This window comes from Tessaracoccus yangjingae (assembly GCF_054483935.1).
Genome location: NZ_CM137014.1, coordinates 3447669 through 3469330, shown reverse-complemented (window position 1 = coordinate 3469330; position 21662 = coordinate 3447669). Strand labels below are relative to the sequence as shown.

The 21662-nt window shown below is 72.2% G+C and carries 23 protein-coding genes; 14 read left to right on the top strand and 9 right to left on the bottom strand.

From position 1 onward, the window contains the following. The 3 genes from ACX1D3_RS15780 to ACX1D3_RS15770 all read right to left on the bottom strand — a co-directional run bounded on the left by ACX1D3_RS15780 (window position 1) and on the right by ACX1D3_RS15770 (window position 5169). Window positions 1–2337, bottom strand: a complete 2337-nt coding sequence (locus ACX1D3_RS15780; RefSeq protein WP_458994752.1) for a LuxR C-terminal-related transcriptional regulator — start codon at window positions 2335–2337, stop codon at window positions 1–3. A gap of 81 nt (window positions 2338–2418) precedes the next feature. Further along, entirely contained in the window at window positions 2419–3456 is a 1038-nt protein-coding gene (gene disA, locus ACX1D3_RS15775; RefSeq protein WP_458994751.1) for a DNA integrity scanning diadenylate cyclase DisA, read from the bottom strand. Between the two features lie 27 nt (window positions 3457–3483). Further along, a complete protein-coding gene (locus ACX1D3_RS15770; protein ID WP_458994750.1) occupies window positions 3484–5169 on the bottom strand; it encodes an ABC1 kinase family protein in 1686 nt (561 codons plus the stop codon). 132 nt (window positions 5170–5301) lie between these two features. Between ACX1D3_RS15770 and ACX1D3_RS15765 the strand changes: the two genes are divergently transcribed. After that, on the top strand, window positions 5302–6060 hold the full coding sequence (locus ACX1D3_RS15765; protein WP_458994749.1) for a HEAT repeat domain-containing protein: 759 nt from the start codon (window positions 5302–5304) through the stop codon (window positions 6058–6060). On the opposite strand, the gene ACX1D3_RS15760 is transcribed toward ACX1D3_RS15765, so the two are convergent. The 3 genes from ACX1D3_RS15760 to ACX1D3_RS15750 all read right to left on the bottom strand — a co-directional run bounded on the left by ACX1D3_RS15760 (window position 6012) and on the right by ACX1D3_RS15750 (window position 9255). Further along, window positions 6012–7127 (bottom strand): HEAT repeat domain-containing protein, encoded by a 1116-nt coding sequence (locus ACX1D3_RS15760; RefSeq protein ID WP_458994748.1) that lies wholly within the window; start codon window positions 7125–7127, stop codon window positions 6012–6014. The two genes, ACX1D3_RS15765 and ACX1D3_RS15760, sit on opposite strands and share 49 nt — an antisense overlap. Window positions 7128–7134: 7 nt before the next feature. Then, complete coding sequence (gene radA / locus ACX1D3_RS15755) at window positions 7135–8517, bottom strand: DNA repair protein RadA (protein WP_458994747.1); 1383 nt, start codon at window positions 8515–8517, stop codon at window positions 7135–7137. 102 nt (window positions 8518–8619) lie between these two features. Next, window positions 8620–9255, bottom strand: coding sequence for a VOC family protein (locus ACX1D3_RS15750; RefSeq protein WP_458994746.1), 636 nt, complete (start codon window positions 9253–9255; stop codon window positions 8620–8622). Between the two features lie 80 nt (window positions 9256–9335). On the opposite strand from ACX1D3_RS15750, the gene ACX1D3_RS15745 reads away from it, so the two are divergent. From ACX1D3_RS15745 to ACX1D3_RS15735, 3 genes are read left to right on the top strand one after another with little or no spacing between them, the layout of a single operon-like run. Then, a complete protein-coding gene (locus ACX1D3_RS15745) occupies window positions 9336–10148 on the top strand; it encodes a sugar phosphate isomerase/epimerase family protein (RefSeq protein ID WP_458994745.1) in 813 nt (270 codons plus the stop codon). Further along, on the top strand, window positions 10135–11043 hold the full coding sequence (locus ACX1D3_RS15740) for a proline dehydrogenase family protein (RefSeq protein WP_458994744.1): 909 nt from the start codon (window positions 10135–10137) through the stop codon (window positions 11041–11043). The genes ACX1D3_RS15745 and ACX1D3_RS15740 overlap by 14 nt, the downstream gene beginning before the upstream one ends. Beyond that, a complete protein-coding gene (locus ACX1D3_RS15735; protein WP_458994743.1) occupies window positions 11040–11834 on the top strand; it encodes a CPBP family intramembrane glutamic endopeptidase in 795 nt (264 codons plus the stop codon). Before ACX1D3_RS15740 ends, ACX1D3_RS15735 begins: the two co-directional genes overlap by 4 nt. A gap of 7 nt (window positions 11835–11841) precedes the next feature. Here the strand turns inward: ACX1D3_RS15735 and ACX1D3_RS15730 are convergent, their stop codons facing one another. The 3 genes from ACX1D3_RS15730 to ACX1D3_RS15720 are packed head-to-tail and all read right to left on the bottom strand — an operon-like array spanning window position 11842 to window position 13177. After that, complete coding sequence (locus ACX1D3_RS15730; RefSeq protein WP_458994742.1) at window positions 11842–12210, bottom strand: fluoride efflux transporter FluC; 369 nt, start codon at window positions 12208–12210, stop codon at window positions 11842–11844. Further along, window positions 12207–12641, bottom strand: a complete 435-nt coding sequence (locus ACX1D3_RS15725) for a FluC/FEX family fluoride channel (protein WP_458994741.1) — start codon at window positions 12639–12641, stop codon at window positions 12207–12209. Before ACX1D3_RS15725 ends, ACX1D3_RS15730 begins: the two co-directional genes overlap by 4 nt. Continuing rightward, complete coding sequence (locus tag ACX1D3_RS15720) at window positions 12638–13177, bottom strand: universal stress protein (RefSeq protein ID WP_458994740.1); 540 nt, start codon at window positions 13175–13177, stop codon at window positions 12638–12640. Before ACX1D3_RS15720 ends, ACX1D3_RS15725 begins: the two co-directional genes overlap by 4 nt. Before the next feature lie 116 nt (window positions 13178–13293). Here ACX1D3_RS15720 and ACX1D3_RS15715 point away from each other — a divergent pair, with 116 nt between their 5' ends. The 10 genes from ACX1D3_RS15715 (at window position 13294) to ccsB (ending at window position 21660) form a co-directional block, all read left to right on the top strand. Beyond that, on the top strand, window positions 13294–14313 hold the full coding sequence (locus tag ACX1D3_RS15715) for an aspartate-semialdehyde dehydrogenase (protein ID WP_458994739.1): 1020 nt from the start codon (window positions 13294–13296) through the stop codon (window positions 14311–14313). Then, window positions 14310–15104: a pyrroline-5-carboxylate reductase gene (proC, locus tag ACX1D3_RS15710; protein ID WP_458994738.1), complete on the top strand. Its 795-nt coding sequence runs from the start codon at window positions 14310–14312 to the stop codon at window positions 15102–15104. The genes ACX1D3_RS15715 and proC overlap by 4 nt, the downstream gene beginning before the upstream one ends. 106 nt (window positions 15105–15210) lie before the next feature. Next, window positions 15211–15312 carry a 30S ribosomal protein bS22 gene (locus ACX1D3_RS15705; protein ID WP_002550589.1) on the top strand — a complete coding sequence of 34 codons (102 nt, stop codon included), beginning with the start codon at window positions 15211–15213 and terminating at the stop codon, window positions 15310–15312. Then, a complete protein-coding gene (locus ACX1D3_RS15700; protein ID WP_458994737.1) occupies window positions 15312–15611 on the top strand; it encodes a glutaredoxin family protein in 300 nt (99 codons plus the stop codon). Before ACX1D3_RS15705 ends, ACX1D3_RS15700 begins: the two co-directional genes overlap by 1 nt. A gap of 16 nt (window positions 15612–15627) precedes the next feature. Beyond that, window positions 15628–17226 carry a uroporphyrinogen-III synthase gene (locus tag ACX1D3_RS15695; RefSeq protein WP_458994736.1) on the top strand — a complete coding sequence of 533 codons (1599 nt, stop codon included), beginning with the start codon at window positions 15628–15630 and terminating at the stop codon, window positions 17224–17226. A 4-nt stretch (window positions 17227–17230) separates the two neighbouring features. After that, complete coding sequence (locus ACX1D3_RS15690) at window positions 17231–17893, top strand: histidine phosphatase family protein (protein WP_458994735.1); 663 nt, start codon at window positions 17231–17233, stop codon at window positions 17891–17893. Beyond that, a complete protein-coding gene (locus ACX1D3_RS15685; RefSeq protein ID WP_458994734.1) occupies window positions 17890–18441 on the top strand; it encodes a TlpA family protein disulfide reductase in 552 nt (183 codons plus the stop codon). The genes ACX1D3_RS15690 and ACX1D3_RS15685 overlap by 4 nt, the downstream gene beginning before the upstream one ends. A gap of 41 nt (window positions 18442–18482) precedes the next feature. Continuing rightward, entirely contained in the window at window positions 18483–19193 is a 711-nt protein-coding gene (locus ACX1D3_RS15680; protein ID WP_458996574.1) for a cytochrome c biogenesis CcdA family protein, read from the top strand. Beyond that, a complete protein-coding gene (gene resB, locus ACX1D3_RS15675) occupies window positions 19163–20752 on the top strand; it encodes a cytochrome c biogenesis protein ResB (protein WP_458994733.1) in 1590 nt (529 codons plus the stop codon). Before ACX1D3_RS15680 ends, resB begins: the two co-directional genes overlap by 31 nt. Next, window positions 20749–21660: a c-type cytochrome biogenesis protein CcsB gene (ccsB, locus tag ACX1D3_RS15670; RefSeq protein ID WP_458994732.1), complete on the top strand. Its 912-nt coding sequence runs from the start codon at window positions 20749–20751 to the stop codon at window positions 21658–21660. Before resB ends, ccsB begins: the two co-directional genes overlap by 4 nt. Window positions 21661–21662 lie beyond the last annotated feature (2 nt).

Here is a 21662-nt window from a genome sequence, read left to right as displayed (position 1 = left end):
TCAGCGACCCAGGCCCAGCCTCACGGCGGTGACGGCCGCCTCGGCCCTGCCTCGGACGCCCAGCTTCCGGTAGATCGCGCTGGTGTGATGCATCACGGTCTTCGGCGCGATGAACAACTGGTCAGCGATCTCCTTGTTGCGGTGCCCGCTCACGATGAGGCTCAGCACGTCCCGCTCGCGGGCGGTCAGTTCGGAGTCGGCCGACGGCGACGCCGAGTAGGGCCCGCGGACGGAGGGGTCTGCGATTCGATGGACGTAGTCGATGGCTTCGGCCGCGGCCCCGTCCAGGGTGAGTTGCGCGCCCTCCCGTGACCGTCGCTCGAAGTCCGGCCCGAGCGCATCCCGGGCCTGCGCCACCGCCCGGTGGTAGCCGTCCCTGAGGATCCCGGGCAGCGGCGTCAGGATGAGCTGGGACCACTGGAGCAGGGCGCCGTGGAGCCGGGCGGTGGCATGGGGGTGACCCAGGCGGGCGCTCAACGCGATCGTGAGGAGAATGTGGGGCACCAGTGCGTGCCAACTGCGTTGCCTGGCCACCAGGCGGTACCGCTCGATGAGCCACGTGGCCGCACTGGCCGGCGCCTCCGTCTCGAGGCTGTGCAGCGCGAGCATGACCAGCGTGGACGACTGCAGCCGCCTGTTGTCCAGCCTGCGGGCGCTGTCCAGCGCCGCGCGCAGCGAGGCGATGCCCCCCGGGCCCTCGGGCGTAGCGGCGGCGGGGTGGCGCGACAGCAGCAGAGTGGCGTAGACGCGGCAGTGCTCGTCCGAGGTACCGGCGACGTGCTCCCACGCGGCCAGCCCGATCTGGAGCGCACCGCCATGGTCTCCCAGCACGTGACAGACCTGCGCCCGCCCGAACTCGAACCGGGTCCGCCAGCCTGCATGGCCGGCTCGCCCGGCGATGTCGGCCCCGGTCCTCACCGCGTGTCCGGCGCGCTCGTAGTCGCGCAGGAGGCCCAACGACAGCAGCTCGGCCATCAGCGCCGGGAGCTGATCCTCGGCGCTGGGCGACCGCTCCGCCAGCGCGCGCCCCTCGGTGAGGTTCCGAAGGACCATGGGGGCGCGCTCGGCGGCGTCCTGGGCCGCGCCGTCGATCAACGCGAGCCAGACGTGGCCGTCCCTGCGGACGTCCTCGGGTGTCGCGTCGTGCGCGAGGAGCCGCTGGGCGAGGGGGACGAGGACGGCTTCGTCGCCGCGCCGGTCCGCCTCGGGCAGCAGGTCCACGGCCATCCTTGCCGCGCGGCCGGGGTCGGTGAGCGTCAGCCGGGGCAGCGCCGTCAGGGCCTCCTCGTACTCGTCGTGCAGAAGGGCGATCGCAGCCAGATCGTCGCACGCGTTGCGGAGGGTGGCCGCCCGGCGCGCCAACGCGGAGAAGTGCGCGGCGTGCCGCCGAAGCAGGTCGGTCTCCTGCGCGGCCCAGGCGGCCTGGCCGCGCAGGAACTCCCTGACCAGCCGGGGCAGGCGGAATCTCGCGGTGTGCGTGACGCCGGGGGCCGCCGAGTCGTCGAGGTGGATCAGGCTCAGATCCATCAGCGAGCCGAGGCGGCCCTCCAGGCTGGGGAGTGGAAGCCCGGACACGTCACCCGCCGCCTCCGCGGTGAAGGAGGCGGAGAAGGTGGCCAGGGACAGCAGGAGGGCGGTGGCATGGCCGGCGTCGGGGGCGGCCGTCAGCACGCCGAGAGGGGACTGCTCCCCGGCCAGGAGCGCCACGAGCTCGGCCGGCGCGGTCGTCGTCAGCCTGGAGGCGAGGAGCCCGATGAGCAGTGGACTGCCCAGGGAGGCGGCGGCGAGCTGATGGAGCCAGGGAGCGTCCTCGCCCTCCTCCGGCCGGCCCACCCCCGCGATCTCCGCGCGCCGCAGCAGCAGCCGCCGGGACTCCGTGTGGGTGAGTGGCCTGACCGACAAGCCGGCGAGAAGGGGGCCACTCATGGGCACGGTGGACATGGCGAGGATCGTCACGCCCTCCAGCTTCGCGATGGCATCGGCCGCGGCCTCTGCGCCGGCAAGCGCCTCCGCGTGGTCGACGATCATCAGCTCCGGCTCCCAGGGGCACTCCCGCTCCGGGTTCGAGCCCCGACGGGCCGGCACGCGCTGCACCGCGGAGCGCAGCCTCGCCACGGCGCCGTCCCGGTCGGTTCCGGCCAGGTCGACGAAGTGCGCACCGCTGAACCTCTGGGCGACAAGGGGTAACGCGGCGGCCACCAGTGCGGACTTCCCCACACCGGAGGGACCCGCGAGGCAGATGACGCCGTCGGAGGCCCCGGTGAGGATCGAGGCGAGGCGGCGCAACTGCGCGGCTCGGCCCACAAGATTGGAGTCGGGGTTGAGGCCTGGATCCATGCTCAGCTCCCTCGTGGCTGGCTCACCGTCGCGGGTCCCGGAGGATCGGGATGCCACACCCTAGCCCAGCAGGGCCCGGGCTCAGTTGATCTCGGCGATGCGGGTCATCGCGTCGCGGACCTGGCGGGCCCTGAGCTGTCCGATGCCCTCCACCTCGAGGAGCGCGCTGAGGGGGGCGGCGAACAGTTCCTGGATGGTGAAACGGTCCACCAGCCTGGTCACGAGAGGCGAGGGCAGGCGGCCCACCTTCGTCAGAAGCCTGATCCCCCGGGTGGTGACACCCTGCTCCATGTTGGGGTTGGGGCCGAAGCCGAGCCGTTGAGCCACGAGCTGGCCGCTGAAGAGCTCCTCGGTGGAGAAGTTGTGCAGCCGCGACAGGTCGAACTCCGCGGGGTCCTCGAGGTTGGGCGCGTAGTCCTCCGTCAGGAGCTCGGCCACGCCGTCGAAGCTGGAGGCCAGCTCCGCGTGCTGCATGGCCACCATGCGCCCCTCGACGCCCAGCACGTCGGCGTGGAACTGCATCTCGGCGGAGAGCCGACGGGTCAGCTCCAGCCGGTGGACCACGTGGGTGAGGTCCCGCAGCGCAACCTGCTCGCCGATCTCGAGCGCGGTGAACTGATCCATGAGGTCGCTCAGGCGGGTGACCACCCGCGACAGGGTGGCGAGCGTCTGGTTCGCCCTGCTGATCACCTGGGACACGGTCTCGACCACGTGGCGCCGCCCGTCGAGGAACAGCGAGACCGTGGACATCGACGCGGACACCGTCACCACCGGCACCCCTGCGGCCTGCGCGGTCCTGTCGGCCGAGCGGTGGCGGGTGCCCGTCTCGGCGGTGGGGAGGTCTCCGGCGGGGACCAGGTGCACGCCTGCGGCGATGATCCGCGTCAGGTCCGTGGACAGCACGATGGCGCCGTCGAGCTTCGCCAACTCGCGCAGGGCCTGCTCGGTGCACTCGACCCCGATCTGGAACCCGCCGGAACACACCTGCTGAACCCTGGAGTTGTTGCCCAGCACGATCAGCGCGCCGGTGCGGCCCGACAGGATGCGGTCCAGGCCCGCGCGCAGCGGGGTGCCGGGAGCGAGCAGCTTCAGATAGCGGCGAACGGTGGACTTCGACAAACGCACCTCCCCAGGGACCAGGCCAGTCTAGGCGTGCAGGGAGCCGCCCGCGTCGTCGGAGAGGCGGGCGCGGCGGTCGCTGCGCTTGACGGTCCGCCGGACAGGGCGGTCGTGCCAGAGGATGCGTCCCACCATGAACAGTCCGCCCACGGCGGCCAGGAGGAAGAAGATCATCCCCAGCGCCGGGTAGCCCAGCAGGCGGGGGCCCACATCGGCGAACATCAGCAGCGCCGCGGCGATGGTGATCGCCGCCAGGATCAGCGCCGTCGCCAGCCTGTTGGCCACCTGCTGCAGCACCATGAGGGCGCGGCTCTCGTCGAAGGCGTCCACCTTGAGGGTGAGCTCGCCGTCGCTCAGGGCGTCCAGGAGCCGGTTGGCGCGCCGGGGCAGGCGCTCGAGGAACTCCTTGCCCTCGATGCCGCCGAGGAGCGTCTGGCCGGGGCTCGGCGTCAGCCCGGCCGCGATGATGGTGGGGAGGTTGTCCCGGATCGCCTCCACCGGGGTGAATGCGGGGTCGAGGTGCTGGGTGGCCTGGTCGAGGTTGAGCAGGGCCTTCGCCACCAGCGTCATCTCCGCCGGCGGCCGGAGCCCGTGGGCGCCGGAGATGCGCGCCAGCTGCATGAGCACCGCGCCGGCCTGGAGGTCTGCGCCCATGGAGAGCGTCGTGGACACCAGGTGGGCCACGTCGTCGCGGAAGGCGGCCGCGTCGTACTCGTCGGTGGGATGGCCCATGCCTGCGAGCACGGCCGCGGCCCCCTCGCCGTCGCCGTCGCCGATCGCGATGAGGAGCTTGACGATCGAGCTGCGCAGCCGGCCGGGCAGCCGCACCACCATGCCCACGTCCAGCAGCGCGACACGGTGGTCCGGGGTGAGGAAGAGGTTGCCCGGGTGGGGATCTGCGTGCAGGATGCCGTCGACCAGCATGGCCTTGAGCATGAACCGGAACAGCGCCGCCGCCAGGCGCGCCCCGTCGACGTCCAGCATCGTCAGCGGTCCGACGTCGGTGATCTTCCTGCCGGGAACGAACTCCAGCGTGAGCACGTCGTCGGTGGAGTAGTCGGGCACGTAGCCGGGCACCAGCAGGTCGGGCTCGTCGCCGACCAGCTCGCGGAACAGGTCGAGGTTCGCGGCCTCCTTGCGGTAGTCCAGCTCGTCTGCCATCGAGCGGCGGAACTGGGCCAGCATCCGGGCCGCGCCCAGCCTGGGGCCGACGGGGGTGTTGGCGTCGGCGAACTCCGCCAGCTCCGAGAGGGAGGCCAGGTCGCTGCGGACCCGGTCCCGTACTCCTGGCCGCAGCACCTTGACCACCACGTCGCGGCCGGAGCGCGTGACGGCCCGGTGGGCCTGCGCCAGCGAGGCGGAGGCCAGGGGCGTGTCGTCGAACTCGGAGAACAGGGTGCTGACCGGCGCCCCGAGCGACTCCTCGATCCTGGCCCTGATGTCCTCGGCCGGCACGGGGTCGACGTCGTCCTGCAGCCGGGTGAGCGCGTCGGTGTAGGCGCCCGGCAGGAGGTCCTGCCGTGTGGAGAGCAGCTGCCCGAACTTGATGAACGTGGGGCCCAACCGCTCAAGCCCGGCGGTGAAGTGCTCGGCATCCTCCTGCTCCGCTTGAGGGCGGCTCTCGCCGGGCAGCGGTGACGCGTCGGTGTTGAAGGCCTTCAGGTGCCTGATCAGCAGGCCGCCGAGCTGGGTCATCATGGCGATGTCGGGCATGGCGCTCCTTCCTTTCGGTACAGGCGCTCTTGGGTCACGGTAACCCAGCCGGTCCCGCGTTCGCTGACGGATGAGCGCCGCGAGCCGCGCGGGCTTGACCTTCACGTTGCGTCAAGGTTTACGGTCAAGGACATGACCGATGTCCAGACCCTCATCACCGCACTCACCCACACCGACGGCACCGCACGGCGCCACGCAGCCCTCGCCCTCGGCGCAGCCCGGGACCCGCAGGTTGCGCCCGCTCTCCTGGGCCGGCTGCGGACCGAGCACGATCCGCGGGTCCGAGAGGACCTCACCTGGGCGCTGGTGCAGCACGCCGACTCCGCGGAGGACGAGCTGCTCGCCATGCTGACCGACGAGGATCCCTCGCTGCGACGCACCGCCGCCCACGTGCTGAGCAAGATCGGGGACCCGGCGCACTTCGAGCACGTGCGCCCCCTGGTGGGAGACGAGCACACCGACGTGGCCATCAAGGCCTACCGCGCGGTGGCCAACACCGGCCATCCCGAGGCCGCCGAGACGCTCGCCGGGCGTCTGGGTGACGGCGACGCGCTCCAGCGTGACGCGCTGACCACCGCCATGCACGGGCTCGGCGAGGCGGCAGTCGCCCCGCTGACCAGGGCCCTGGGTGACCCGGACCCGGAGGTGCGGTCGCACGCCGCCGAGGCGCTGGGGCACCTCGGGGGCCCCGCGGCCGACCCTGCCGCGGACGCGCTCGAGCTGGCCGCGGGCGACGGCGATGCCGACGTGCGGCTGGCGGCGGTGTCCGCGCTGGGGCAGCTGACCGAAGCAGCCGACGGTGCGCTGGCCCGGCTCGAGGCCACCGGTGCCCCGGTGGTGGCTCAGGTGGCCGCGCGCTTCCGGCTGTCCAGGGAGGCCGCCGAGGCCTGACGGTCCGCGACCAGCCGCCGGGCCAGGAGCCGCGTGCGCTCGTCGGGGGAGTCCACCATCCCCTCGACCGCGCGCGCGGCTTCCGGCACGTCCAGGCCGCCGAGCGAGAGGAGAGCGGCGAACCGCACCTCCTCATCCGGGTCCGTCAGCGCCCGCGCGAGGGGAGCCGCCGCCGAGGGGTCCTGCGTGAGCCCCAGCGCCTCCGCCGCGAGCGCCCGCACCGGGGCGCGCTGATCCGAGAGGGCGACGACGAGGGGCGTCACGGCGCCGTCGAGCCGGGCGAGCGACGCCGCCACCTCGTCGCGGACCACTGACCGGGGATCTCCCAGCGCGACGACCAGGGCCTCCAGCGCGCCCGCCCCGCCCACCTGGCCCAGGCCGAACGCGGCCTTGGCGGCGACGGCGGCGTCCTCGTCAGCCAGCAGCCCCTCAAGGACCGGCACCGCGGCCGGGTCCCGCAGCTTGCCGAGCACGTGCGCCAGGGCGTGCCGGGCGCGCGAGTCGCCGGTGGCCAGCGCCGAGTCCAGCCTGCCTGCCACCCCGTCTCCCCGCTGCGTGATGGCCCAGGTGGCGGCCTCCCGCACGCCGGGCTCCGGATCGGAGCGCAGCACCTCCACGAGGTCCTCGAAGGGGGCCGACGCGTGGCCGGTCAGGGCGGCGCGGAACCGGACCGCTGGAGCCGGGTGGCGCAGCCGTTCGCTGAGCGCGATGGCGTCGAGGACCTCCTCCCAGCCCGCCTCGGCGGCCTGCTGCAACCCCCTGAGCCGGGCGAGGAGTTCCTGCTCGGCGGCGATCCGGGCCTCCACCGCCTCGGTGTGCTGCCGCAGGAGCGCGGAGGCGTCCGTGGCGGGGTCGTCTAGGGCACTGCCCACCTCGCCGAGCGACAGCCCCAGCGACTTCAGGTGCTGGATGGCCAGGAGGCGGACCAGGTCCTCATGGGAGTACAGCCGGTAGTCCCCCGACGACCGCCCGCTCGGGACCAGCAGCCCCAGCTCGTCGTAGTGCCGAAGCGTCCGCTGCGACAGGCCCGTGCGGCGGGCCACCTCCCCGATCCGCAGCGCCTCCATGACCGCCTCAGCCCTTCCCGTTGTGCAGTGCGAGCTTGACCATCGCTTCCTCCAGCGAGCCCACCTCGAGCACCCTCAGGCCCCCGAGCCGGGGGACCTTCACCGTCACGTCCCGTGAGCCCTTCGGCACCAGGGCAAGCTCGAATCCCAGCCGCGCCGCCTCGGCGAGCCGGCGCTCCACGCCGGGCACCCGCCGCAGGTCCCCCGCGAGGCCCACCTCGCCCAGCGCAAGCAGGCGGCCAGGGTACTGCCAGTCCACGGCCGCCGAGGTGATCGCGATCGCGGCCGCCAGATCCACCGACGGGTCCGTGACCCGCGCCCCGCCCACGGTGGAGACGTAGACGTCCTGCTGGGACAGGGGTAGGCGGACCTTCCGCTCCAGGACGGCCAGCACCATCGCGATGCGCGAGTTGTCCAGCCCGTGCGTGGTGCGCCTCGGCGACGACTGGTTGGGCGACGGCGCCACGAGCGCCTGGATCTCGGCGAGCAGCGGCCTCCTGCCCTCCATGGTCACCGTGATGCACGTGCCCGGCGTGGGCTCGCTGTGCTCGGTGGTGAACAGCCCGGAGGGGTCCGGCACCTCGACGATGCCCGTCTCGCTCATCTCGAAGCAGCCCACCTCGTCGGCCGGCCCGAAGCGGTTCTTCGTGGCGCGCACCATGCGGAACCCGGAGTGACGGTCCCCCTCGAAGGTCAGCACCACGTCGACGAGGTGCTCCAGCGTGCGGGGCCCGGCGATAGAGCCGTCCTTGGTGACGTGGCCGATGATGATCACCGCCATGTCCTCGCGCTTGGCCACCCTCGCCAAGGCGCCCGTCACCTCGCGCACCTGGGACGGCCCTCCGGGCGCGCCCTCGGCCTCCGCCGTGGCGATGGTCTGCACCGAGTCCACCACCAGCAGCGACGGGCGGACGGTCTCCACGTGACCCAGCACGGTGCCCAGGTCGTTCTCGGAGGCGAGGTAGAGGCCCTCGTGGATGGCGCCGGTGCGCTCCGCCCGGAGGCGGACCTGCGACGCGGACTCCTCGCCGGAGATGTACAGCGTGGTCTGCCCGGATCTGGCCCACTTGGCCGCGACGTCGAGCAGGAGCGTCGACTTGCCAACCCCCGGCTCCCCGGCCAGCAGCACCACCGCGCCCGGCACGAGCCCCTTGCCCAGCACGCGGTCCAGCTCGGCGATGGTGGTGAGCCGGCGCTGCGCCCCGTCGGTGGGCACCTGGGTGATGGGGATCGCGGCGTCCACAGGCGCCGACGACGCCACCTGCCTCAGCTTGGGTGCGCCGCGCTCGACGACCGAGCCCCAGCTCTGGCACTCGCCGCACTTGCCGACCCACCGCACCGACGTCCAGCCGCACTCGGTGCAGTGGTACGTGTCCTGTTTCTTCGCCACGCCCGTGAGCTTAGGCGGCGCCACCGACAGGACCGCGCGCGGCCGCCGTCGGCCCATCGCGACGGGATGCCCAGCGCGGGCCTGCCGCGCAGGGAGAGATGGTCAGATGGTGACGGGGCCGTTGGCGGTCTCGAACGTGACGTTCGAGATGCCGGGGGTGCCGTGCGGGGCCACGAGGTCCAGGCGGATGCCGTCGATCTCGTCGGCCACCGGCATGGCGAGCCATTCCGAGAGGCGGTCGGCGGAGCCGGAGATCTGCAGCGACGTCAGCTTCACGTCACCCTGGAGCGCGGCAGGGCGCAACGAGTCGTCGCTCTTCCACTCCAGGAAGTACGGCAGCTGAGGATCGGCGATGAGGCCGCGGATGCCGATCTGCACCCACTCGAGCCGACGCCCGTCCGGGAAGTGACGAAGGCCGGGGACCGCGGCGCGCTCGAGGCGAGTCTCGTACGGCGCGATGTCCGGAACGCTGATCACCCAGCCCATCCATCCACCGCCCATGGCGGAGCGGGCACGGACCGCCTGCCCGAAGGCCGCCTTGTCCGCGGCCGGGTGGTCGAGCACCTCGACCACCTCGATGTAGCGCGCATCCGCCAGCGGGATGATGTGGTTGCGGGTGCCGAACCGCGGATGGAAGCCGCCGTCCTTGTAGTCAGTGCCCAGCGCCTCGGCGAGCCGGGATGCCTCAGCCTTGAGGCCGTCGGGGCCGGTCGCGAAGATCAGATGGTCGACGTGCATGGAGCCATTCTTGCCCTCATCAGGGCCAAACAACTAATCGGGCTGAGCCGCCCCGGCGTTCGGCGGGTAGGGTTGCGGTTGTGTCCACGTCGAAGGTCCTGCTGTCGACCACCTCCGTGTTTCCGGAGGCATCGGCGAGCGCATTCGAGCTTGCCGCCTCGCTCGGATACGACGGCATCGAACTGATGGTGGGCGTCGACGCCCTCTCCACCGACATCGGCGCCATCGAGAAGCTCTCCTCCTATCACGGCGTGCCCGTGCTGTCGGTGCACGCGCCTACGCTGCTCGTCACGCAGAGCACGTGGGGCTCGGACCCGTGGGACAAGCTGAGGCGCTCGGGCGAGGCCGTGCAGCAGTTCGGCGGCGACACGGTCGTGGTCCACCCCCCGTTCCGGTGGCAGAAGGAGTACGGGGCGGGGTTCGTCGCCGGGATCAAGCGCCTCAACGCAGAGACCAGCGTGAAGTTCGCCGTCGAGAACATGTATCCCTGGCGGACGCCGGCGGGGCACTTCCAGGCCTATCTTCCCGGATGGGACCCCACGTCCTACGACTACGACCATCTGACGCTGGACCTCAGCCACGCGTCCACCTCCCAGCGTCAGTCGCTGGACCTGGTCCACGCCTGGGGGGACCGGCTGGCGCACGTCCACCTCACGGACGGCCGCGGGTCCCTCAAGGACGAGCATCTGATGCCGGGCGAGGGGGACCAGGCGGCCTGGACCGTGGTCGAGGAACTGGCGGCCTCGGGCTTCGGGGGCCACATGGTGCTGGAGGTCTCGTCGCGGCGGGCGCGGTCGCGCCACGAGCGCGAGGTGCTGCTGGGCGAATCCCTGGACTCCATCCGTGCCGTGCTGGCCAAGGGTGCGGCGAGGAGAGTGGATGTCGCGTCTTAACAGTGCGGTGCGGTCGCTGATCAGGTCGCGCCGGGTGCAGTCGTCCGCCATGGCCTCGGGTGCGGCCGAGGAGTTCGCGAAGGCCTATGTCGCGGGGGAGCGCATCGACGACGCGGTCCGGGTGGTGCGCACCCTCCACGGACAAGGCCTGCTGGCCTCGCTGGCCTACCTGCCCAGCTCGGACGACGAGGCCGAGACCACAGGGGTGCTGTGCGGGGCGCTGGAGGCCCTGGGGGAGGACGCCCGCGGGGTCGAGATCTCGGTCAAGCCGTCGTCGCTGGGCCTCCGCGAGAGCGTGGAGAGCGCCCAGGCGCGGCTGGACGACCTGTGCGGCGCCACCGAGGCCCACGGGGCGAGGGTCACGCTCGAGATGCAGGGCACTGAGGACTACGACGGGGTGCTTCAGCTGTGGAGGGGCGCGCGGGAGCGGTGCGACCGGATCGGGCTCACCCTGCCGGCCGACATCCGCCGCTCCGAGCGCGAGGCGGAGCGGCTGGCGGACGGGGGAGCCCACCTGCGGGTGTGCGTCGGCTCCTATCCGGTGCCGCAGGGCGCCGGGTACCGCAGCGAGCGGGAGAAGTCGCTGGCGATGGTGCGGTGCGTGCGGCGCGCCATGGAGAACGGCGCCTACACCATGGTCGCCTCCCACGACCCGACGATCATCGCGATCGCCCAGGACCTGGCGCGCCGCAACGCCGTGGGCCGCGACGGCTTCGAGTTCCAGATGTTCTACGGCGTGCGTCCCCTGGAGCAGCGCCGGCTGAGCGACATCGGCTACCGCTCGCGCACCTACGTCCCGTTCGGGCCGGCCTGGTTCGAGTACCTGACCACGCGCATCGCGGCGCGGCCGCGCACGCTGTACAGCTACCTGCGGGCCATCTCGGACAAGCGATGACGGCCGCCACAACGCTCGCCGTCGAGCCCGCCACGCGCCGCCTCCTGCGCACCGAGATGGCCATCGTGCTGCTGCTGTCGCTCGGACAGTCGGCCGTCTACGCGCTTCTGTCGATCATCGAGAAGGTCACCCGGCCCATCCCGCTCAATCAGCAGACCACGTCGATCAACAACAGCGCGACGCCCGACCGGCCCTGGCTGGACCTCGCCTACCAGTTGGCGTGGATGACGTTCCCCCTTGTCCCCGTGGCATTGGCCCTGTACCTGCTCGCCACGCAGCATCGGCCTGCCGAGGGGCCTTGGCGGGTGATGGGCTTCGACCTCCGGCGCCCCGGCTCCGACCTGGCCTGGGGCTTCGGCGTGTTCGCCGTGATCGGGGTGGCGGGCCTGGCGTTCTACCTGTTCGCCGTCGAGATCGGGATCAACACCCAGGTCAGCACGGCCAACCTGGCCGCCAACTGGTGGACCGTGCCGGTGCTGGTCCTGCGCGCCGTGATGAACGGCGTGCTGGAGGAGGTGCTGATGATCGGCTACCTCTTCACCCGGTGGGCCCAGACGGGCGGGCGGATGTGGGTGATCCTGGTGGCCAGCGCGGTCATCCGAGGCGGATACCACCTGTACCAGGGGTTCGGCGGCTTCGTCGGCAACCTCGTCATGGGCTTGGCGTTCGGCTGGCTGTACCTGAGGATCAAGCGGGTGATGCCGCTGGTGATCACGCATTCGCTGCTGGACATCGTCGCGTTCGTCGGCGCACCGCTGCTGCCGGTGCTGCTGTCCGCGCTCGGTCGCTGACCCAGGGTCAGGGCAACGCCAGGCCGAGCGCGACGCCGAGGGAGGCGGCCGCCAGGCCCAGGACGAGCATCATCACGGCCAGCCCCGCTGCTGCCAGGGGGCGCTCCGCCCGGACCAGCCGCACCAGCTCGACGCTCGCGGTGCTGAACGTGGTGAACCCGCCCAGGAAGCCCACCCCCGCGACCGCGGCCACGCCGGCCGGGCCGCCGTCGGCCACCCACCCGGTCACCGCCCCGAGCAGGAACGAGCCGAGGACGTTGATCACCAGTGTGGCGGTGGGGAGGGTCCGGGGCAGGCGGGACGTCAGGACCCCGTCGGCGACGAAGCGGGAGGCGGCGCCCAGACCGCCCGCGAGCGCCACCCAGACCGGAATCACGTCCGCCTCGCGGAGGCCACCAGGCGGTGCACCAGGGTCATCGCGGCGAGCGCGGCGACGAAGCCCGCCGCGAGGGACGCGACGGCGTAGGCCGCGGCGAGGACCAGGTCGCCGGCCCTCCCCAGGGCAAGGGTCTCGAGGACGAAGGTGCTGTAGGTGGTGTAGCCGCCGAGCAGGCCGGTGCCCAGCGTCAGCTGCAGCGCACGGCGGCGGCCCCCGTCGGCCGGCACCAGGGTCAGCGATTCCAGCAGCGCGCCGAGGACGAGGGCCCCCGTGACGTTGATCGCGAACGTGGCCCAGGGGAACTCGCCGGGCGAGGCGCCGAAGGCGGACTCGATGGCGTGCCTGAGCGCGGTCCCGGCCGCGCCGCCGAGGGCGACCATGCCGATGAGCGACGGGCGCAGGTAGGCGGGCGGGGGAGCGGGGCTCACCTCCATTCCAACGGCGTCTTCCAGTCCACCACCGAGGTGGGCACCACGAGCACCGGCCGGTGCTGGTGGTGGGCCAGGTGGGTGCCGACGGCCGCGTCCAGGAGGCCGTGGAACCGCCCGCTGCGCCCCGGCCGCCCCGTCCCGACGACGATCACGGCCGCGTCGACGGCGCGCGCCAGGTGGGTCAGCGCACGATCCGCCCGCCCCGCCAGGTAGCGGAACTCCCAGGTCACGTCCGAGCCTGCCAGCGCCTGCCCGATGGCCGCGACGATCCCGGCCTGCCGCTGACGCCACTCCTCGTCGTCGGACAGGTCCGGGTCCATGTCGCTGTGCTCGACGCTGCCGTCGGGGAACTCGCGCTCGACGACGCGACCGGGATCCGCGTAGGCGCAGAACAGGGTGCCCCCCTGGGCACGGGCCAGCTCGGCCGCGGTCAGCAGGACGACGTCGGGCTGCTCGGCGGTGACCCCGACGACGACCGCGTGGCCCGCGAACGGCGTGATGCGTGAGGGGTGGGGTTGTGGGACCTGGGTCATCGTCGGCCTTCCGCTCGTCGGGGACGCTTGAACATTACCCATCGGCGTCCCCGCGCAGGCGGGCCGCATGGACAAGGGAGGTGGGGGTCGGGCGCGGGCGTCGTAGACTTCCGCCCATGCGTGTTGGAGTATTCGGCGCGACCGGACAGGTGGGCGGCGTCATGCGTCGCCTCCTCGAGGAGCGCAATTTCCCGGTTGACCAGATCCGCTACTTCGCCTCCGCGAGGTCGGCGGGAAAGGTGCTGCCCTGGGGCGGGACGGACGTGGTGGTGGAGGACATCGAGACGGCGGACTTCGCCGGCCTCGACGTGGCCCTCTTCTCGGCCGGCGGATCGACGTCGAAGCTGTGGGCCCCGCGTGTCGCGGAGGCCGGCGCCACCGTCGTGGACAACTCCTCCGCGTGGCGGATGGACGACCGGGTCCCGCTGGTGGTCTCCGAGGTGAACCCGGGGGACGTGGCGAAGGCGGAGCTCGGCATCGTCGCCAACCCCAACTGCACCACCATGGCCGCCATGCCGGTCCTCAAGCCGCTGCACGACCTGGCCGGGCTCGAGGCGCTGCAGGTCACCACCTTCCAGGCCGTGTCCGGGTCCGGCGTCAAGGGAGTCGAGGCCCTGGCCTCCCAGCTGGGCCAGGTCGAGGACCCCCGCGCCCTGGCGCTCGACGGCTCGGTCTTCCAGCCCACCGACACCGCCCCCTACGTCGCGCCCATCGCCTTCAACGTGGTGCCGCTGGCCGGCAACCTCGTCGACGACGGGGAGGGCGAGACGGACGAGGAGAAGAAGCTGCGCAACGAGTCGCGCAAGATCCTCCACATCCCCGGGCTCCTCGTCGCGGGCACCTGCGTGCGCGTCCCCGTGTTCTCCGGGCACTCGCTGTCCGTCCACGCCCGGTTCGCCGGGGACATCACGCCGGAGGAGGCCCGGGCCGCGCTGGCCGGCGCGCCGGGCGTCCGGCTGGTGGACGTGCCAACGCCGCTGGAGGCGGCCGGGGCGGACCCCTCCCTCGTGGGGCGGATCCGCCAGGACCGCAGCGTCGAGGGCAACCGCGGGCTGGTGCTGTTCATCAGCAACGACAACCTGCGCAAGGGTGCGGCCCTCAACGCCATCCAGATCGCGGAGCTGCTGATCCCATGAGGATCGCCCTGATCGGAGCCGGCGCCATGGGAGAGGCCCTCCTCGCGGGCTGGCTCGCGGCCGGGCACCCCGCGCACGAGCTCAGCATCGTCGAGCCCTCCCGGGAGCGCTCCGACGCCATCCGCGCCCGCCACGGCGTCCGGGCCGTCCAGACGGCCCAGGCCGCCACGGCCGATGTCGTGGTGCTCGCCGTCAAGCCCCACCAGATCGACGGCGTGCTGGCCGAGTTGTCGGCGTGCCTGGGTGCCTCGTCGGCCCCCCTGGTGGTCTCCATCGCCGCCGGCACCCCGATCGCGCAGCTGGAGGCGGGCCTGCCGCCCGGCGCCCCCGTGGTCCGGGTCATGCCCAACACCCCCGCCCTGGTGGGCAAGGGGATGGCGGGCGTCGTGCCGGGCACCACCGCCTCGGCGGACCAGGTGGCGATGGTCACGGGCCTGATGGACGCCGTCGGGCGCAGCATCGTGATCCCCGAGAAGCAGATCGACGCGCTCACCGCGGTCTCAGGCTCAGGCCCGGCCTACCTCTTCTACGTGGCCGACGCCATGATCGAGGCCGGGGTGCACCAGGGCCTGACGCGCGGAGAGGCCACGGACCTGGTGGTGCAGACCTTCGTGGGCTCGGCCGCCCTCCTGGCCACCGGCGCACGGGCCTCGGAGCTGCGCGAGCAGGTCACCTCGCCGGCCGGGACCACCGCCGCCGCGCTCCGGGTCCTGGACGAGCGCGGGGTCCGCGCGGCGTTCCTCGCGGCCATGGAGGCATGCGCCGAGCGCGGCCGGGCCATGGCCCTCTGAGTGGGGATTGGTCGATCCTCCCCAGGAACAGTTAAGATTCAGAGTCTGGCCCAGCGCGGTCAGACACATTGAACCACCCGGATCATCCGGTTAGGAAAGGCGAACAGTGGGCTCTGTCATCAAGAAGCGTCGCAAGCGTATGGCCAAGAAGAAGCACCGCAAGCTGCTGAAGAAGACGCGCATCCAGCGTCGTCGCGCCGGCAAGTAGTGGCACCACCCTCGCGGGTACTGCTGCTCACCCGCTCCGGATGCCACCTCTGCGTGGACGCCGAGGCGGTCGTGCGCAGCGCCTGCGAGGACCTCGGGGTGCACTGGCGCACGGTGGACGTCGACTCAGACGAGACCCTCCGTGCCAGATTCACCGACCACGTGCCCGTCACCTTCGTGGACCAGCGGCTGCTCAGCTACTGGTTCGTCGACGAAGGCGCGCTCCGTGGGACGTTGAGCGGCCAGGCCCCCTGGGACATGCCAGCCGATTGGATCCCGTCGCTCGTCGACCAGCCCTGAACGGATACAGATCGCAGTGACCGACTCCCTGGAACCGACCTCACCGGCCACACCGCCGGAGTTCGAGCCGACCGGTGGGTCCGTCACGTTCGTGGGGTCCGGCCCGGCTGATCTCGGGCTCCTCACGCTCTCAGGGTCGCGGGCGATGCGCTTCGCGGACCTCCTCATCGTGGACCCGACGGCGGACGTCGAGCAGGTCCGGGCCCTCGCCCCCGCGCACGCCGAGGTGAGGATCGCCGGCGGGGACGACGAGGTGGCAGAGATCCTCGGCGCCGTCGCCCGTGGCCGTCGCGTGGTCCGCCTGCACTCGGGGGACTACTTCACCGACGCGGACTCCGCCGGGGTGCTGCCCGAGGTGCTGACCGAGGCCGGCATCCGGGCCAACGTGGTGCCCGGGGTCAACCGCTGGAGCGCCGCCCTGTCCTTCGGCGGCGTGTCCGCGACGGCGGCGTTCGCGGCGCTGGACGCCAAGGTCCACGTGCCGGACATCGAGTCATGGCCCTCCGCGGACACCCTGGTGGTGCGCGCCGCGGGGAACCTGGCGCGCGAGGTGGCCGCCCAGGCCGCCATCCGCTACGGCCGCGACGGCCAGTGCCTCAGCCTCGTGGGCGTCGGCACCACCTCCCAGGTCAGCGAGGTCCTCACCTGGGGCGAGATCGACGACGTCGACGCCCCGGAGTGCTACTTCATCGTCGGCCCGGGCATCGAGGACGTCCGTCGTCAGCGCTACGCCTGGTTCGAGGGCAAGCCGCTGTTCGACTGGCGGGTCATCGCCCCGCGCACCAAGGACGACCTGAGCTCCCTGATCGAGGAGCTGGCGCACTACGGGGCGGGCACCGAGCTGGTGGCCACCATGTCGATCGAGCCGCCGCGCACGGAGCAGGGCATGGAGAAGGCCGTCCGCGGCCTCGTCGACGGGCGCTACCTGTGGCTGGTGCTGACCTCCCCGCACGCCGTGGCCGCCATCGCCGAACGGCTGACCGAGTACGGGCTGGACTCGCGGGCCCTCTCGGGGATCAGCCTGGCGGCCGTGGGCCGCGGCACCATCGAGGCGCTGGCGCGGTTGGGCCTCGTCGCGGACCTGACGCCCGTGGTCGAGAACACCACAGGGGCCCTCGCCACCGAGTTCCCCGCCTACGACGACCTCATCGACCCGCTCAACCGCGTGCTCGTGCCGTCCGCCGACGTGTCGGTCGAGCCCCTTCTCGTGGGCCTCAGCCGCCTCGGCTGGGAGGTGGAGGAGGTCACCGCGTACCGCACGGTCCGCGCAGCGCCGCCGCCCCCGGAGGTCCGCGACGACATCAAGACCGGCATGTACGACGCCGTCGTGTTCACCTCCGCCACGGCGGTGCGCAACATGATCGGCATCGCGGGCAAGCCGCACCCGGCCACCGTGGTCGCGGCCATCGGCCCGGCCACGGCCGCCGCCTGCGAGATGCACGGCCTTCGGGTGGACGTCATCGCGGACGCGCCCACCTTCGAGTCGCTGGCAGAGGCCCTCGCCCGCTTCGCGGACCGCCGCAGGGCGGACCAGGTGGCCGCCGGCCTCCCCGTGACCAAGCCGTCGCAGCGCAAGCGCCGGAAGCGCCGCAAGGCAGTTGCCCCGGCAGACTAGGGTGATGAGCGTGACAGAGGCGACGAAGGTGCACGTCATGCGGCACGGCCAGGTGGAGAACCCCGGCGGTGTCCTCTACGGCCGGCTTCCCGGCTTCGGGCTCTCCGAGCTGGGGCAACGGATGGCCCAGCGGATGGCCACCTACTGGCGGGACGTCCCGCTGACCCACCTCCGCTGCTCGCCGTTGCAGCGGGCCCAGGAGACGATGGCCCCCACTGCCGCGCTGTTCTCCGATCTCGAGATCACCACCGACGACCGGGTGATCGAGGCTGACAACAGGTTCGAGGGCATGGTGTTCGGGAAGGACAACCGGGCGCTGCGCGACCCGCGGATGTTCTGGCACATGCGCAACCCCCTGCAGCCCAGCTGGGGCGAGCCGTACAAGGACGTGGCGGCCAGGATGCGTGCCGCCATCCAGGACGCGGCCGCCGCCGCCGGCCCCGGTGGCCAGGCGCTCGTCGTCAGCCACCAGCTGCCCATCTGGATCGCCCGCAGCGACGCGGAGGGTCGGCCACTGGTCCACGACCCGCGCCGCCGCCAGTGCACCCTGTGTTCGGTCACCAGCTTCACCCTGCGCGACGGCCAAGTGACGGCCGTGGACTACGCCGAGCCGGTCGCCGATCTCCTTCCCGCCGTTCGCAACCGGCGGTTCAAGGTCGGCACGTGAGGCTGCTGCTCGCGGCCTCCGCATCACTCCTGCTGCTGGCGGGCTGCGGTGCGCAGGCAGGGTCTGACGGCGTCGGGTTCGAGGGCGGGGACGGCACCGTCACGATCGTGCCGGCAGCCGAACGCCAACCGGCCCCCACGCTCAGCGGCGCCGCCCTCAACGGGGACCAGGTCTCGACGGCGGACCACGCGGGGAGGATCGTGGTGGTCAACGTGTGGGGCTCCTGGTGCGCCCCCTGCCGTGCAGAGGCCCCGGAGCTCGTCGAGGCCCACCGGGAGCTGGGCGAGGACGTGGCCTTCCTCGGCGTCAACACCAGGGACCTCGACGTGGCCCCCGCCCAGGCGTTCGAGCGGGCGTTCGGCCTCACCTATCCCAGCATCTTCGACCCCGACGGCAGGCTGCTCCTGGGCTTCGGCCAGCTGCCGCCCAAGGCCATCCCCAGCACCGTCGTGATCGACGCCGACGGCAGGGTGGCCGCCCGGGTGCTCGGCACCGTCGACGCGTCCACGCTCAGCGGCATCGTCTCCGACGTGGCGGCCGGCTCGTGATCCTGCTCGAGTCCTGGGCGGGGCAGGCCCTGACCTCCTCCATGCTCGTGGCCATCCCCGTCGCGATGCTGGCCGGCCTGGTGTCGTTCCTCTCGCCCTGCGTGCTGCCCCTGCTGCCCGGCTACCTGTCCTACGCGTCGGGGCTCGGGTCTGCGCAGATCGCCGACGGCAGCGCCTCCAAGCGCCTGCTCGTGGGCGGGACGCTGGGATTCATCCTCGGCTTCTCCGTGGTGTTCGTGCTCACCGGGGCGCTGCTCGGCGGCATCGGGGCGGCGCTGCTCACCAACGCGCGCCTCATCACCGTCGTCCTGGGCATCGTCATCCTCGTGCTGGGGGCCGGCTTCGCCGGCTGGCTGCCCGTCCCGTCCGGGTGGCGCCCGGCCGTCGCGCCCCGCCTCGGCGTCTGGGCATCGCCCCTGCTCGGCATGGTGTTCGGGCTCGGCTGGACGCCCTGCATCGGTCCGGCCCTGTCCGTGGTGCTGACGCTTGCCCTCAACGAGGGCTCGGCGACGCGTGGGGGGATCCTCGCGTTCGCCTACGCCCTCGGCCTCGGCCTGCCGTTCCTCGCGTTCGCCGTCGCGTTCACCGCGCTGGCGCCGCGCTTCGACTGGCTGAAGCGCCACGGGCTGCTGCTCCAGCGCATCGGCGGCGTGTCGATGATGCTGGTGGGGCTGGCCATGGTGATCGGGTGGTGGGACGCCCTCATCGCGGTGCTGCGCCAGTGGGCCGCCGACTACGGGACCATCCTGTGACGACGGACTCGGGGCGCGCGCTCGGCCCGCTGCAGCTGCTGCGCTGGGCCTGGGGCCAGCTGACCTCCATGCGCACCGCCCTGATGCTGCTCTTCCTGCTGGCGCTGGCAACGGTGCCTGGCTCGATGATCCCGCAGCAGAGCATCTCGCCCATCTCGGTGCTGGACTTCAAGCGCGACAACCCGTTCTGGGACTCGATCTTCGAGCCGCTCGGGTTCTACGACGTGTACACCTCGCCCGCCTTCTCGGCGGTTTACCTGCTGCTGTTCGTCTCGCTCATCGGCTGCATCCTGCCGCGCATCTCCAAGTACCTGGGCGCCGTCAGGAAGCCGCCGCCGCCCCTGCCCGCCCGCATCGAGCGGCTCCCGGCCGTGGCCCGCGGCGCCGTCGACGGGGCTCAGGCAGACCCGCTCGCCGCCGCGGAGGCGTGGCTGCGGTCCAGGCGCTACCGGACCCGGCGGTCCGTCGACGGCGTCTCGGCCGAGCGGGGCTATGCCCGCGAGGCGGGCAACCTCGTCTTCCACATCTCGCTGATCGCCATGCTGATCGGCATGGCCTGGTCCAACCTCTGGGGGTTCCACGGCACCGTCGTCGTCGTCGAGGGCCGCGGCTTCGCCAACGTGATCACGCAGTACGACGACTTCACCTCCGGATCGCTCGTCGACACGGACTCCCTGGAGGCGTTCGCCGTCGGGATCGACGAGTTCCGCGCCTCGTTCGAGACCGGCGAGGTGCAGCGCGGGGCGGCCCGCCAGTTCGACGCGGACGTGACCCTCACCGACGCCGCCGGGACGCGGGCGGCGCTGCTCACCGTCAACGAGCCACTGATCACCGACGGCGGCACGCAGATCAACCTCATCGGCCACGGCTACGCACCCCTCTTCACGGTCACCGACGGCAACGGCGACGTCGCCTACAGCGGCCCCGTGGTATTCCTGCCCCAGGACGGCAACTTCTCCTCGGTGGGCGTCGTCAAGGCCCCCGACGCGCGCCCCGACCGCCTCGCCTTCGAGGCGTTCTTCTTCCCGACGGCGGTGCTGGACGAGACCGGCCCCCACTCGGTGTTCCCGGACGCGCTGAACCCCGAGGTCTACCTCAACGCGTGGTCGGGACCGCCCGCGGAGGAGACCGGGATACCCTCCAGCGTCTACACCCTCGACACGGCCGGCCTCACGCCCGTCCCGGGCGACGACGGCCAGGTACTGCGGGCCAGGATGCTGCCGGGCGCCGGCTTCACCCTGCCGGACGGGCTCGGCTCGATCAGCTTCGACGGCTACCAGAGGTGGGTGAAGCTGCAGGTCAGCCAGACCCCGGGCAACACCATGACGCTGATCTCGCTGTTGCTCGGCGTCGCCGGGCTGTGCGTCTCCCTCTTCGTGCGGCCGCGGCGCCTCTTCGTCAGGATCGCCGACGGTGAGGCCGTCGCGGGGGGCCTCGACAGGGCAGACGCCGCCACCGGACTCGACGACGAGGTTGCCGCGCTGTTGGCCTCGGTGGCGGTTCCTGGGCACAATGGGGGCGCGCCGGCCCAGGAGATGAAGGAGGGACCCCAGACGTGACGCTGTCCGAATGGTCCTACACCGCGATCGTGGTCGCGGCCGTTGGCTACCTCGTGGCCTTCGGGCTGCATGCCCTGGAATGGTCGTCCGCCAGGGGGCTCGCCTCGGTCCGGCCGGACGACGGCTCGGAGGACAGGCAGCGGATCCGCGTGGACCTGTGGGGCCGACTCGCGGTGGCCGCGACCCTCGTCTCGGCGGTGGTGCATGTGGCCGGGGTGGTGCTGCGGGGCGTCTCGGCCCAGCGCCCCCCGTGGGGCAACATGTACGAGTTCATCACGTCGGCGCTGGCGTTCGCCGCCATCATCTACCTCGTCGGCGTGGCGAGATTCGGGATGCGGTGGCTGGGCCTCGGCCTGACCCTCCTGTTCACCGTGGGCCTGGGCCTGGCCGTGACCGAGTTCTACGTGGAGGTGGCGCCTCTGGTGCCGGCCCTCCACAGCGTGTGGTTCATCATCCACATCGTCGCGGCCGCCATCTCCGGCGCGGCCTTCAACGTCGGGGCCGTCACGGCCGCCCTCTTCCTGATCCGTGACTCGGCGGAGCGCCGCGCCGCGGCCCGGGGCACCGTGATCGACGGCTACCTGGCCAAGGTCCCTCCCGCGAAGACGCTGGACCTCATCTCCTACCGGCTCCACGCGTTCGCGGTGCCGCTGTGGACCTTCACCATCGCCGCGGGCGCCATCTGGGCGCAGTACGCCTGGGGCCGGTTCTGGAACTGGGACCCCAAGGAGACCTGGTCCTTCATCACCTGGATCGTCTACGTGGCGTACCTCCACGCGCGGGCCACTGCCGGGTGGCGGGGCCGCCCCGTCGCGATCATCGCGCTGGTCGGCGTGGTGACCTTCTGGTTCAACTTCATCGGCGTCAACCTGCTGTTCAGCGGCCTCCACTCCTACGCGGGCATCTGAGC

What these genes read in the sequence shown, in the direction of transcription:
- ACX1D3_RS15780 (WP_458994752.1), bottom strand. Translation starts at nt 2,337, where the DNA reads ATGGATCCAGGCCTCAACCCCGACTCCAATCTTGTGGGCCGAGCCGCG.
- ACX1D3_RS15770 (WP_458994750.1), bottom strand. Translation starts at nt 5,169, where the DNA reads ATGCCCGACATCGCCATGATGACCCAGCTCGGCGGCCTGCTGATCAGG.
- ACX1D3_RS15765 (WP_458994749.1), top strand. Translation starts at nt 5,302, where the DNA reads ATGACCGATGTCCAGACCCTCATCACCGCACTCACCCACACCGACGGC.
- ACX1D3_RS15760 (WP_458994748.1), bottom strand. Translation starts at nt 7,127, where the DNA reads ATGGAGGCGCTGCGGATCGGGGAGGTGGCCCGCCGCACGGGCCTGTCG.
- ACX1D3_RS15750 (WP_458994746.1), bottom strand. Translation starts at nt 9,255, where the DNA reads ATGCACGTCGACCATCTGATCTTCGCGACCGGCCCCGACGGCCTCAAG.
- ACX1D3_RS15740 (WP_458994744.1), top strand. Translation starts at nt 10,135, where the DNA reads ATGTCGCGTCTTAACAGTGCGGTGCGGTCGCTGATCAGGTCGCGCCGG.
- ACX1D3_RS15735 (WP_458994743.1), top strand. Translation starts at nt 11,040, where the DNA reads ATGACGGCCGCCACAACGCTCGCCGTCGAGCCCGCCACGCGCCGCCTC.
- ACX1D3_RS15720 (WP_458994740.1), bottom strand. Translation starts at nt 13,177, where the DNA reads ATGACCCAGGTCCCACAACCCCACCCCTCACGCATCACGCCGTTCGCG.
- ACX1D3_RS15715 (WP_458994739.1), top strand. Translation starts at nt 13,294, where the DNA reads ATGCGTGTTGGAGTATTCGGCGCGACCGGACAGGTGGGCGGCGTCATG.
- proC (WP_458994738.1), top strand. Translation starts at nt 14,310, where the DNA reads ATGAGGATCGCCCTGATCGGAGCCGGCGCCATGGGAGAGGCCCTCCTC.
- ACX1D3_RS15690 (WP_458994735.1), top strand. Translation starts at nt 17,231, where the DNA reads ATGAGCGTGACAGAGGCGACGAAGGTGCACGTCATGCGGCACGGCCAG.
- ACX1D3_RS15680 (WP_458996574.1), top strand. Translation starts at nt 18,483, where the DNA reads ATGCTCGTGGCCATCCCCGTCGCGATGCTGGCCGGCCTGGTGTCGTTC.